This is a genomic window from Janthinobacterium glycogeni, assembly GCF_051380725.1.
GTDB lineage: Bacteria > Pseudomonadota > Gammaproteobacteria > Burkholderiales > Burkholderiaceae_D > Janthinobacterium.
In genome coordinates this window covers 68,344-80,436 of the sequence record NZ_JBNYXP010000004.1, presented here as the reverse complement: position 1 = coordinate 80,436, position 12,093 = coordinate 68,344, and the positions used below count along the sequence as shown (strand labels likewise).

Below are 12,093 nucleotides of genomic sequence, written 5' to 3'. Positions count from 1 at the left end.
CTGACAATGGATTACTTGCGGCCCAGGATGAAGCCGACCAGTACGCCGACGCCAGCGGCGACGGCTACCGTGCGCCATGGGTTTTCCTTGACATAACCGTCAGCCTGGGCAGCCATCTGCTTGGTGGCGACGATGGCCGACGCTTGCGCTTCGTGCGCCTTGGCCAGCGCGGCGTCCAGGGTTTTCATGCCCTTGATGCGCACTTCATCGGCTTTTTCACCGGTCAGGGCGGCAGCGGCGCTGAACAGGGCTTGCGCATCCTTGACCAGGGTTTTGACATCGTTATTGACGGTGGTGATATTGTTTTCCAACATGGTTTAGCTCCTTAGCTGTGGATGAATGTAGTTACTATACCTACTTTACTCAAAAACACTATTCCATTAGATCGCGCATGTCATCGGCGTGCTCTTCCTCGACAGCCATGATTTTGATCAACAAATGGCGTGTGGTCGGGTCCTTGTCGCCGATTTTGACGATCATCTGGCGATACGACTCGATCGCTACCCGTTCCGCGATCAGATTGGCACGCACCATGCTTTGCACGTCTTCGGAGTCATCATACTCGGCATGGCTGCGCGCAAGCAATGTTGCAGGATTAAAATCTGGCTTGCCATTGAGTTGCACGATGCGTTCGGCCAGCCAGTCGGCGTGTTCCTGCTCCTGCTGCGCATGCTCAAGAAACTCGGCCTTGATGCTGCCGTTGTCGCGTCCGCTCACCGTGTAGTAATGGCGTTTATAGCGCGCAATACACACCAGTTCGGTGGCCAGCGCCCCATTCAACAGGGTGATCAACTCCTGGCGGTCGCCCTGGTAGCCGGCCGTCACGGCGCCGTCGTCCAGGTTTTTGGCGGCAGCGCGGATGGCGGCCGTATCGATGCCAGCTGGAATCTCAACAGATGTTTGGGTCATGATGCTTCCTTTCAAGTATTACATGGGTATCCACCGGCCAACATTCGGCCGGTGCTGCCTACGAACAAAGCAAACACCAGGCCAAACCGTAGCGAGCGGCAGTGAATTGTGGCCGAGAAGCGCAGCTGTGCTATGGCACAGTGAGCATCGGAGGCCGCAAGTGGCGACGCGCAGCAGGTTTGGCCTGGTGCTTTAACGGCGGGCGGGAATGGCCGTGTTATCTTCCGACAAGACGATTTCCACACGGCGATTCAATTGGCGGTTTGCCGCCGTATCGTTGCCGGCGGCCGGATAGGCGGCGCCATAGCCTTTCGTGGCGATGCGGTCGCGGCTGATGCCTTGCTCCAGCAGCGCATTACGCACGGATTCGGCGCGGCGTTGCGACAATTCCAGGTTGTGCGCGGAACCGCCCGTGCTATCCGTAAAACCTTCGATCAGCACGGTGCGCTGCGGGTTGTTTTTCAACACCTCGGCCAGCTTGCGCGCCGTATTCACGCCATCGGCCGTCAGGTTCGCCTTGTCCGTGCCAAACAACACGTCGCCCAAGGTAATGACCATGCCGCGTTCGGTTTTCTTGGCGGCCAGATCGGCCAGCTGTGCTTCCAGGCCGGCGGCGCGGGCTTGCGCATCGCGGGCCGACGCTTCGGCAGCCTGAGCCTGGGCCTTGGCCGCTTCCGCATCCGCTTGCGCCGACTGGGCACGGGCCGTAGCCTGGTCAGCCTGCTGCGTGCGCGCATCGAGGCGCAACTGGTCGCGCTGCTTGCCGGCGTTGGCGATATCGGCTTCAGCCGCTTTCTGCTTGGCGACTTCTTGCGCCGTGGCTATCTTTTGCTTGGCCAGGTAGGCCAGCTTGTCGACTTTTTCGCTATCTTCCTGCCGCGTGGCAGCGGCGTTGGCCGCTTCCAGCGCAGCGCTGGCTTCGCGGAATTCGCGTGGCGCATAGGTCGATACCATCGGGTTCGATTGCGCCGCCATGTAGTCGCCGCGGGTCTGGTCGAGCAGGCTGGTGGTGGTCGGTGCGGAACTGCAGGCGGCAACGAGGGCGGCCATGGCCAGCAGGCCGGGAATGGTGGTGTAGGTAGCTTTTTTCATGATGGGGTCCTGTTATTGTTGTTAGTTATTGTTTTGGGGCTTGCTGATTGGCACGGTCGAGTTCTTCGCGCATGACGCGGATGTTCTCGTTGATTTCATCGGCGGCGCTGGTGGCCTTGGCCGAGTTGGCCTTGCTTTGCGCCAGCTTGGCATCGGCTTGCGCCTGGTCGGCCAGGTCGCGCGCTGTTTTGTAGTCGCGGTCTTTCAGCGCCTGGTTGGCCATGCGCATTTTTTCGCGGGCCGAACGCATTTCATCGGGTGCCAGGTCGGCGGCGCCGGCGCTGGCGGCGTTATCGACGGCGGCGCGCGACACGGCGACGTCTGCCGTGGCTGGCGTTTTCAGGCTGGAGCAGCCCGTCATCAGGACAACGGCCGTGGCGCAGGCGGCCAAGGCGGCCAATGGGGATATCTTGGAATCTCGGTTTGTCATTTTTTTTCTCCTGGAGAATGTTTAGCGTTAGGGTTCATACGTCGGTGCATCTGGAATCAGGAACGGCGTTTGATGTAGACGTTATAGGCTCCGGCTCCCCGCATATCCGTTCGGTGCCGCACATAGAGTAAGAAATCGACAATACTTGCATCGGCAACGTGCGCCAGCGCACGTGCCGGACCGTAAAAGCGAGAAACGGGCCCGGCTTAGGAGCGATTCCTGTAGCATCGTGAATACTTGTCCAGAAAGAATCGTCTACCATGCAACTGTCCCGCCGTCAGAAAATCTCGCTCGCCAGCGCCGCCGTGCTCATCGCCCTGCCCGTCACCGCCTCCATCGTCCTGATAAATATGGACTGGAACAGCGCCAAGCCCTGGCTCAATGCGCGCGCCAGCGAAGCGCTGGGGAGACCGTTCGCCATCGAGGGCGACCTGACGCTGACGTGGCAGCAGCCCACGACTGGAGGCAAACAAAGCTGGCGCGACTATTTGCCATGGCCGCACCTGCAGGCAAAGGATGTGCGCCTGGGCAATCCGAGCGCCTGGGCAGGGACGGACGACGAGGCGCAGCTGGCCACCGTCAGCCAGCTGGCGTTCTCGCTCAATCCCCTGGCCCTGCTGGACAAGAAAATCATCATTCCGCAATTGCGCTTCGACACGCCGCAGGTGCACTTGCTGCGCAACAAGGACGGCAAGAACAACTGGACCTTCGACAAGCAGGAGCAACCATCGCCGTGGCAACTGGAATTGCAAGGCGTGGTCTTCAGCAAGGGCACGATACATCTGGACGATGACGTCACCAAGACGGCGATGCGCGCCGATGTCGACACCATCGCGGACGATGCGCGCTACGGCATCGCGTGGAAACTGTCGGGCACCTACCACGGCGAAACCGTCACCGGTGGCGGCAAGGCGGGCGGCGTGCTGTCGCTGCAGCGGCAAGGCACACCCTTCCCCATCCAGGCCGACATGCGCGCGAGCGGCAGCAGCGTGGCCATCGAAGGCACGCTGACGCGCCCGGCAGACCTGGCCGCGCTCGACGTGCGCCTGAAGCTATCCGGACCCAGCATGGCGCGCCTGTATCCATTGACGGGCGTGCTGCTGCCGGAAACGCCGCACTTCAGCACGGAAGGCCATTTGACGGGCACCCTGGCGCCGCGCGGCGGCGAGTGGGTGTACGACAAGTTCAGCGGCAAGGTGGGATCGAGCGACATCAGTGGCAAGCTGGCCTTTTCCGCCAGCACGCCGCGCAAGCGCCTGACGGGAGAAGTCCACTCGCGCCTGCTGCAATTTTCCGACCTCGGTCCGCTGGTGGGCGCCGATTCCAGCGCCAGCAAGAAGGAACGGGGCGTGGCATCGACGCAGCCGGCCGGCCGCGTGCTGCCGGTGGAAACGTTCAAGACGGAGCGCTGGACCAGCCTGGACGCCGACGTGCGATACACGGCCGACAAGATCACGCGCGACGCCGAGCTGCCGATCAGCAAGCTCGACACGCATCTGGTGCTGACGGATGGCGTGCTGTCATTGATGCCGCTCAACTTCAACGTGGCGGGCGGCACCCTGACGTCGCAAATCAAGCTCGACGGCAGCGGCAAGGTCATCGCCAACGGCATCGCGGCCGAACTCAAGGCCAGCGCGCGCCATCTGCACATCCAGCAACTGTTTCCCCGCCTGCCCGCCCTGCAAGCCAGCGTGGGCGAAATCAACGGCGACGCTTCGCTGTCGGCCACGGGCAATTCCGTCGCCACCCTGCTGGGCAGCTCGAACGGCGAAGTGCGCGCACTGATCAACCGGGGCAGCATCAGTAAGCTGCTGCTGGAAGAAATGGGCTTGAATATCGGCAGTGTCGTGCTGGCCAAACTGTCTGGCGACAAGCAGGTCAAGTTGAACTGCATGGCCGCCGATTTCGCCGTCACCAAAGGATTGATGCGCACGCGCCAGTTCATCGTCGACACGGATGATGCCGTCCTGCATATCGATGGCACGGTGAACCTGGCCGATGAACGGCTGGACCTGACCCTGCGGCCGGACAGCAAGGGCTTGCGCGTCTTTTCGCTGCGCTCGCCCCTGTACGTGCATGGCACTTTCAGCAAGCCCGACGTGAGCGTCGACAAGGGCGTGCTGGCCTTGCGCGCCGGCGGCGCACTGGCGCTGGCCGTGGTGGCGCCCGTGGCGGCGCTGCTGCCGCTGGTTAATACCGGCCCCGTCGAGGATAGCGAATGCGCGGCACTGCTGGCCCAGGCGCGCGTGAAACCGGTGGCGCCCAAGCCGGGGAAAACCGTGCGCAAGGTGCGCTGAACGCCACTTGGGCGCCTTTACAATTGTTACACCCCTATGTGCGTTGCCGAACAGACCCTGCCTTGCCGCAATTCTATGCTGTGATCGTGCCTGAAACACACGGCGTCACGAAGTCATCCGGCCCATACCATGCCGGCGCCACGAGGTCTGAATTCATAGGAGAACTATCATGCAAATCATTAAAAAAATCGCCGCTACCACTTCCGTTGCCGCCCTGCTGCTGAGCCTGACGGCTTGCGCCAACATGTCCGGCCAGGATAAAAACACTGCCATCGGCGCTGGCGTCGGCGCCGTTGCCGGTTCCGTGCTGACCGGCGGCAGCGCTGTCGGCGCAATCGGCGGCGCCGCTGTCGGCGGCGTGATCGGTAACCAGGTCAAACCGAAGTAATCGTTGCTCAAGAAAGCGGGGCGGGTGCACAGGCGCCCGCCCCGCTTTTTTGCGTCTGCGGCACAAGGATAAAAGCAAGCGGAATGAAGGCAAGCCTGATGCAAGGCAAGCGAGGAAAGTCAGACGAAGACGTTGGCCATGCCGATGCTGCCGCTGTCCTTGACCAGCTCGTAGCAGCGGCAGGAGACGGATTCCAGACCAGCCGAATCGAGGATTTCGATGTTGCCGCGGCTGTAAGTGATGAGTTTTTGCTGTTGCAGCGCGCTCGCCGCCTTGGTCACGCCTACCCGCCGCACACCCAGGGTATGGGCGAGGAATTCATGCGTGAGGTGAAATTTTTCGGATTGCAGGCGGTCGCGCGTGATCAGCAGCGAACGGGCCAGACGCGCCTCGAGCACGTGGAAGCGGCTGCACACGGCAATCTGGATGGCTTGCGCGAGCAGGGTGTCCGTGTAGCGGTACAGCAAGCGCTGCAGGGACTCGAGCTGGGCGAACTCGGCGCAGAAATCGGCCCGCGCGATGCGGCTGGCCGTGCCGGAACGTTGCACCACGGCACGCACTTGCGCCAGGTCATGACCGAGCGCGACGGACGCGCCCAGCACGCCTTCGCGGCCGACCGAGCCCACTTCCAGGGTCATGCGGCCTTCCGCCACGGCCAGCAGCGAGATCAGGCAGTCGCGGGGGAAATAAATGTGGCCGATAGGCTGGCCCGGTTCGTACAGCACCTCGCCTACCTCGACCGTGACCGTATCGAACAGCGCCGTCAGGTGCCGCAAATCGTGCTCGGGCAGGCTGGCCAGCAAGCGGTTGCCGGCGTCAGGCGCGCCCACGGACGACCCCAGGCCGGATCGGCCTGTATCGCGGGACAGGGTCATGCTGGCGTTCGTTAGTGGCATTGCTTTTCCTTGGTGTCGTTACAACTCGACATAATTTTTACTTAGCCTACGGTGCAGTACCGTCCATGTATGTACGGTGACGCACGGAAGCGCGGCAAGCGGTACAGCACACTGGCCGCATGCACGGATAACAGCACGACCCATTTCATTATTTTAAAAAACAAGGAGCTTTCCATGACCACCACCAAATCCCTCCATCCGCTGGTACTTGCCGCCGCCGTCGCCGTCCTGCTGTTCTGCGGCGTCGGCACGGCGGCCCTGATGGGCTGGCTGCCTTCGTCCCAGAGCGACAGCCGGCCACTGGCGGCCGGCACCTCGGCCGAACAGATGGCCAACCTGCAGGCGAACCAGCCGCCAGCGAATCTGCAGCCTGCCGGCGCGCAACCGCTGGCCGCCCTGCCGCCGCAGCAGCAGCAACCAGTGCGCCAGCCGCAGCAGCAACCGCAACAGCAATACGCGGCCGCCCCGGCGCCGGCGCCGCAGGTATGCGGCAATTGCGGCGTGATCGAAGCCATCCATGAAGTCAATACGCGCGCCGAAGGCAGCGGCGTGGGCGCGGCCGGCGGCGCCGTCGTCGGCGGCTTGCTGGGCAACCAGGTAGGCGGCGGCCACGGCAAGCAGCTGGCCACCGTGCTGGGCGCCGTAGGCGGCGCCGTGGCCGGCAATCAGATCGAAGGCAGCGTGCGCGCCACGCGCAGCTACAACATCGTCGTGCGCCTCGATAACGGCAAGACGCGCACCGTGCACCAGAGCGCCGCGCCGAACTGGCGCCAGGGCGACCGCGTGCGCGTCGTCAACGGCGGCTTGCGCGCCATGGGCTAAGCGAAGCGCGGCGGCGCCGCTGCCGCGATTAGTTGCAAATTCAACACACGCCCGGCCAGTCCGGGCGTTTTCTTTTTGACAATGTTCGTTGGCGTACAGATGAGTTTGCCTTCCCGCGAGATGATGCATTCAAGAAAGTTCAACGAATATCTTCAAGGAGGTGCGATGAAAAACGACAAGACAAACAGTCACCGGATCTGGCTCGGCTTTATCGGTGGCGGCATATTGGCCACCGCGCTGGGCTTTTGCGCGCTGGACCTGGCGCCCGTGCAAACAAGCGCGCCCGTGTTTGGCGTCATGCTGCTGTTGACCGGCGGCATGGTCAGCTGCCTGGCCGGCGCCGTCGGCATGGCCGGCATGCTGGCCTGGATACCGGGCATGGCCGATGAACACGCCGACCGCTCCCGCTAGTTGAGCCTTGTGTACGACAGCGTACAGAACGCAATGAAAACAAAGTAGACACTTAGTCATGGCATAAGCGTTCAGCGACCCGGTCGCCGCGCAATGACAAAAAACTGATGACAGCGCAAGGCCAAGGCAGCCGCCGTCATCCATACATTACTCTCGGAGGACATATCATGCTGTATACAATCGCCGTCGTACTCATTATTCTTTGGCTGCTGGGCCTGGTAACTTCCTATACCATTGGCGGCTTCATTCACATCCTCCTGGTGGTGGCAGTCATCATGATCCTGTTGCGTCTGATCAGCGGGCGCGGTTTATAGAGGCCCATCTATTGGCCAGACAGGGGCGGCGCGCGTGCAAACGGGCGCCGCCCTTTTTCCGCCTTTTGCGTACAGTGTGCGCGCACTGGCACACTGCGGCATTTTGCAGTAACGTGTGCAGGTAATTCCTGGGTATGTCCCAATAACAAAACAAGGAGAAAATCCATGAAAGAAGCATTCAAAAAAGGCCCTGGCGCCACATCCCTGATCGGCATGCTGGTGATCGCGCTGGCCGCCACCGGCTGCGCGGATATGTCCTCGACGCAACGTGGCACGGCCACGGGTGCCGGCATCGGCGCGGGCCTGGGCGCCTTGATCGGCGGCACCACCGGTGGCGGCAGCAGCGGCCGCACGGCCGGCGGCGCGCTGATCGGTGCAGCCGCTGGCGCCGTGGTCGGCAATATCTGGTCGAACCGCATGGAAAACCAGAAGCGCGCGATGGAGCAAGCGACACAGGGTACTGGTGTGCAAGTGTCGCAAACGGCCGATAACCGCCTGAAAATGGAAATCCCGAGCGATATTTCCTTCGACACCAACCGCGCCGACATCAAGGGCAACTTCCGCCCCATCCTCGACCGTTTTGCCGCCACCCTGAATGAAAACCCGAACACCACGGTCAGCATCATCGGCCACACGGACAGCACGGGCAGCGATTCCATCAACGAACCGCTGTCAGTGGAACGCGCGGCCCACACGCGCGACTACCTGGCCATGCGCGGCGTGTCGCCGACGCGCGTCGTCACGGAAGGCCGCGGCGCCCGCGAGCCGATCGCCTCGAATGCGGATGCGGCCGGACGCGCACGCAATCGCCGCGTGGAAATCTACGTAGCAGAGCTAGCCCCGCGGGGGTAACACCGAACCAAACCTACTGCGCGTCGGTATAGGCGGCTTGCGATGCTCACCGGCTCGGCGCTCCCGTACTAAAGTACGGTTGCGCTTCTCGGCCACCTCTCCCTTCCGCTCGCTACGGTTTTGTTCGGTGTCGGGATGTTGACATCAAAATCAAGATCGTAAAAAAACCCGCTGGCAAGGTCACTTGCCAGCGGGTTTTTTCCATTTAAAGCAGCTTATTTTGAAGCAGCTTATTTCGACGTCGTCGCCTTGGCGCCGCTGTCACCCTCTTTCGCCACCTTGGCAAAGTCGCCCGCCGTCACGATCGACACGGCCGATGGCTTCAGGTACTCGCGCAAGCCCTGGTTCACTTGCGCCAGCGTCAAGGCGGCCACTTTCGCTTCCAGGTCCTTGTCGTACGCCATGGTACGGTCCTGCGCCAGGTAGCTGGCGAGGCCGCTGGCCAGACTGCTGTCTTGCGTGCGGCTCACTTCTTCCGATTGCAGCCAGCCCTTTTTCGCCTCGGCCAGTTCCGCTTCCGAGAACCCGTCGGCCAGCACCTTGGCGATTTCCTCGCGCAAGGCCGCTTCCACCTTGACCGTATTTTGCGGCGCGCTGATGGCGTAGGCCATCCAGTAGCCGGCCGGTTCGCGCGACGGGATGCTCACTTGCGAACCGACGCCGTACGACAGGCCTTCCTTCTGGCGGATGCGGTCGGCAAGGCGGCTGCGCAAGGCGCCGCCACCAAGCATGTGATTGGCGATCAGCAAGGCCGGATAGCTGGCGGCGTCATCCTTGAGGGGAATCGGCTGGATGGCAAACAGCACACTGTTCGCCTTGTCCGGCGTTTCCAGCGTGACTTTCTCGCCGCTCACCGACTTGACGGCGTCGGGAATGCGCACATACGGCTGCTGCGTCTTCCAGCTACCATACAGGCTGGCCACTTGCGCCTTCAGCGCGGCCGGGTCGAAGTCGCCCACGGCGGCAAAAGTGGCGTTCGACGCGCCATAGTAGGCGCCATGGAAGGCTTTCACATCGGCAACCTTGATGGCTTTCCATTGCGCCAGTTCGACCGGCAAGGTGGCCACGTGGCGCACATGGCCTTCCGGCGTGGCGTCGAGCAGGCGGCGGAAAGCGTTCACGGCCAGCGGCTGCGGTTCAGGCAATTCCTGCTCCGCGCGGCCGACGCGCTCGCGCTGCAACTCCAGAAATTCCGTTTCGCTCAGGGCCGGCTTTTGCAGCACTTGCGCCAGCAGGTCCATGGCGGCCGGCAAGTTCTCGCGCTTGCCCATCAGCATGGCGGTCACGCCCTCGGCGCCGCCCGTGATGGCCACTTGCGTGCCCAGCTGGTCGAACTTGTCCTTCACTTCCTGGCGCGACAGCTTATCAGTGCCGCGCGACAGCAGATTGGCCGTGTAGCTGCCCACTTGCCCCTTGCCGCGCAAGCTCTCTTCGCTGCCAAGCTGCAATTTCAACACGACGCTGACGGTATTGCCCTTGGTTTTCTTCGGCAACAAGGCGCCCTTCAAGCCGTTCGGCAAGGTGAAGCGCGTGGTGCGCGCTTCGATATTGTCGGGGCTGGGGTCGAACGCTTCGCCCTGCGCCACGACGGCGCGGCCCGTGTAACCGGCCAGTTGCGGCGCCACGTCGGCATAGGCCGGCACGACGGTGCGGTCCGGCGCATCGGTGGGGATGAAGCGGCCCAGGGTGCGGTTCGAGCTTTTCAGGTATTTCTCGGCCGCCGCCTGTACCTGCGCCGTCGTCAGCTTGTCGAGCTGGTCGCGCTGCAGGAAGAACAGACGCCAGTCGCCGGCCGCCAGCGACTCCGTCAGGGCGATCGTCATGCGCGCTGTGTTCGACGTGATCAGTTCGACCTGCTTGTTCAGCTGCTGTTTCACGCGCGCCACTTCCGCATCCGTGATCGGCTGCGACTTCAGTTCTTCGAGCACTTTCAGCATGGCCGCTTGCGCCGCGTCGAGGTTGCCATCGACAGGCACCAGGGCGCCGAACAGGTTGTAGCCCGGCTCCAGGTTGCTCACCGAGTTGTATTCGATCTTGCTGGCCAGCTTGGTTTCCACCAGCGCCTTGTGCAGGCGGCCGGCGGGCGCGTCCGTCAGCACGTGACCGAGCACCTCGATGGCGACAGCGTCCGGGTTGCCGGACGGCGCCACGTGGTAGCCGGCGCCGACGAACTGCGTGCCGCCGCTGCGACGCACCGTCACGGCGCGCTCGCCGTCCTGCACCGGTTCGGCCGTGTAGGTCGGTTCGATCACGCGCTTCGGTTTCGGGATCTTGCCGAACAGTTCATTGATCTGCTTCAAGACCTTCGCTTCATCGAAGCGGCCCGCCACCATCAGCACGGCGTTATCCGGCTGATAATATTTATGATAAAACGCGCGCAGGCGGGGAATGTTGACCTGCTCGATGTCGGAACGGGCGCCGATGGTCGACTTGCCGTAGTTGTGCCAGTCGTAGGCGACGGCCTGGATGCGTTCGCTCGTCACGCCGATCGGGTCGCTCTCGCCCATCTCGAACTCGTTGCGCACGACGGTCATCTCGCCCTTTTTCGTGACCGGGTTCCACAGGTCGTTCTGGTCGATGGCCGCGTTGACCATGCGGTCCGCTTCCATGGCCAGCATCTGGCGCAGGTTGTCGTCGTTGGCCGGGAACGTGGCGTAGTAATTGGTGCGGTCGTACCAGGTGGTGCCGTTGAAATCGGCCCCCGTCGAATTCAGGATCTCGACAGGGGTTTTCGTGCCCTTCCTGACGCCGAAGTTGGCGCTGGGCTTGAACAGCAAGTGCTCGAGCAAGTGGGCCATGCCCGTTTCGCCGTAGTTTTCATGGCGCGAACCGACCAGGTACACGATGTTGGTGGTCAGGGTCGGCTTGCTGGCGTCCGGAAACAGCAGCACGCGCAAGCCATTGGCCAGGCGGTATTCGGTGATGCCTTCGACGGACGTGACTTTGACGGCGGCGGCACGGTTCGGTGCGGCCTTGCCGGTTTTCTCGGTCGGGGCGGCTTCGACCGGGGTGGCGGCCAGGATGAACGACGGCGAGAGGATGCCGGCGGCAAGCAGGAGGGCGGTAATAGGTTTCAAGTCGGAATCCTGGTAACACTACGTTATTAGACGAGCGCAAAAGCGGGCGCAATGGAATACGAACGCAAGAATTGCCATGGACCCGCGCTGCGTCTTCGCTGCCCAGGGAAATCATTGCTCTCGCAATTTACGTCATACTTGTCAGTTACGCAAGTGCCTGTCATCGGGCTGTTATGCGCGCGTGTTATACTCCACGGTTCCAGAACTATCTGCCTGTATATGAGACGAGCTCTCGTCCTGCTCTGCCTTTTTGTCTTCATTGCCTTACCCCAGGCGTTCGCCAGCATGGCTGACGCCAGCCCTTCCCCATTCCAGCATGCAGTCGCGGCCGGCGTTACTGCCACGCCTGCCATCATCGCCGATTGCCTTGATCCCGGCGCCCATGCGGGCCAGCCCGGCGACAGCTGCGACGCCGACGAATGCGACAACGATCCCATTACGCTATACCCGACCTCGCGCCAGGAGGCGCCGTTTTGCGCCATCATTTGGCAAGCGGGACCGGGGGCACTTGCCGAAGCGGACGCGCGGCAGGCCACCCGGCCGCCGCGCGTCCGCCGCCACATCACGCAATAGCAACATCGTTCCCTGGGGCACTGGCCGCCAGG

At 62.6% G+C, this 12,093-nt stretch carries 13 protein-coding genes; 7 read left to right on the top strand and 6 right to left on the bottom strand.

Features of this window, described 5'->3' with window-relative positions; genetic code table 11:
• Positions 1-11 precede the first annotated feature (11 nt).
• From ACQ4W4_RS11250 to ACQ4W4_RS11235, 4 genes are all read right to left on the bottom strand, one after another.
• Positions 12-314: an ElaB/YgaM/YqjD family protein gene (locus ACQ4W4_RS11250; RefSeq protein WP_034758939.1), complete on the bottom strand. Its 303-nt coding sequence runs from the start codon at positions 312-314 to the stop codon at positions 12-14.
• A gap of 58 nt (positions 315-372) precedes the next feature.
• Positions 373-909: a ferritin-like domain-containing protein gene (locus ACQ4W4_RS11245; RefSeq protein ID WP_099380109.1), complete on the bottom strand. Its 537-nt coding sequence runs from the start codon at positions 907-909 to the stop codon at positions 373-375.
• A gap of 192 nt (positions 910-1,101) precedes the next feature.
• Positions 1,102-2,001, bottom strand: a complete 900-nt coding sequence (locus ACQ4W4_RS11240) for an OmpA family protein (RefSeq protein WP_436542084.1) — start codon at positions 1,999-2,001, stop codon at positions 1,102-1,104.
• Between the two features lie 25 nt (positions 2,002-2,026).
• On the bottom strand, positions 2,027-2,431 hold the full coding sequence (locus tag ACQ4W4_RS11235) for a DUF4398 domain-containing protein (protein ID WP_436542083.1): 405 nt from the start codon (positions 2,429-2,431) through the stop codon (positions 2,027-2,029).
• Positions 2,432-2,691: 260 nt separating this feature from the next.
• Here ACQ4W4_RS11235 and ACQ4W4_RS11230 point away from each other — a divergent pair, with 260 nt between their 5' ends.
• Positions 2,692-4,728: an AsmA family protein gene (locus ACQ4W4_RS11230; RefSeq protein WP_436542082.1), complete on the top strand. Its 2,037-nt coding sequence runs from the start codon at positions 2,692-2,694 to the stop codon at positions 4,726-4,728.
• 169 nt (positions 4,729-4,897) lie between these two features.
• A complete protein-coding gene (locus ACQ4W4_RS11225; RefSeq protein ID WP_096234572.1) occupies positions 4,898-5,116 on the top strand; it encodes a YMGG-like glycine zipper-containing protein in 219 nt (72 codons plus the stop codon).
• Between the two features lie 119 nt (positions 5,117-5,235).
• On the opposite strand, the gene ACQ4W4_RS11220 is transcribed toward ACQ4W4_RS11225, so the two are convergent.
• Positions 5,236-6,012, bottom strand: a complete 777-nt coding sequence (locus tag ACQ4W4_RS11220) for a Crp/Fnr family transcriptional regulator (protein ID WP_436542081.1) — start codon at positions 6,010-6,012, stop codon at positions 5,236-5,238.
• Between the two features lie 174 nt (positions 6,013-6,186).
• On the opposite strand from ACQ4W4_RS11220, the gene ACQ4W4_RS11215 reads away from it, so the two are divergent.
• The 4 genes from ACQ4W4_RS11215 (at position 6,187) to ACQ4W4_RS11200 (ending at position 8,411) form a co-directional block, all read left to right on the top strand.
• Positions 6,187-6,834 carry an outer membrane lipoprotein gene (locus ACQ4W4_RS11215; RefSeq protein ID WP_436542080.1) on the top strand — a complete coding sequence of 216 codons (648 nt, stop codon included), beginning with the start codon at positions 6,187-6,189 and terminating at the stop codon, positions 6,832-6,834.
• A 165-nt stretch (positions 6,835-6,999) separates the two neighbouring features.
• Positions 7,000-7,245, top strand: a complete 246-nt coding sequence (locus tag ACQ4W4_RS11210; RefSeq protein WP_436542079.1) for a hypothetical protein — start codon at positions 7,000-7,002, stop codon at positions 7,243-7,245.
• 167 nt (positions 7,246-7,412) lie between these two features.
• On the top strand, positions 7,413-7,559 hold the full coding sequence (locus ACQ4W4_RS11205; RefSeq protein WP_121670992.1) for a lmo0937 family membrane protein: 147 nt from the start codon (positions 7,413-7,415) through the stop codon (positions 7,557-7,559).
• A 213-nt stretch (positions 7,560-7,772) separates the two neighbouring features.
• A complete protein-coding gene (locus ACQ4W4_RS11200) occupies positions 7,773-8,411 on the top strand; it encodes a YiaD family glycine zipper/OmpA-like lipoprotein (RefSeq protein WP_436542344.1) in 639 nt (212 codons plus the stop codon).
• 230 nt (positions 8,412-8,641) lie between these two features.
• Here the strand turns inward: ACQ4W4_RS11200 and ACQ4W4_RS11195 are convergent, their stop codons facing one another.
• Positions 8,642-11,488: a M16 family metallopeptidase gene (locus ACQ4W4_RS11195; protein ID WP_436542078.1), complete on the bottom strand. Its 2,847-nt coding sequence runs from the start codon at positions 11,486-11,488 to the stop codon at positions 8,642-8,644.
• Between the two features lie 285 nt (positions 11,489-11,773).
• Between ACQ4W4_RS11195 and ACQ4W4_RS11190 the strand changes: the two genes are divergently transcribed.
• Entirely contained in the window at positions 11,774-12,061 is a 288-nt protein-coding gene (locus ACQ4W4_RS11190; protein WP_436542077.1) for a hypothetical protein, read from the top strand.
• Positions 12,062-12,093: the final 32 nt, after the last annotated feature.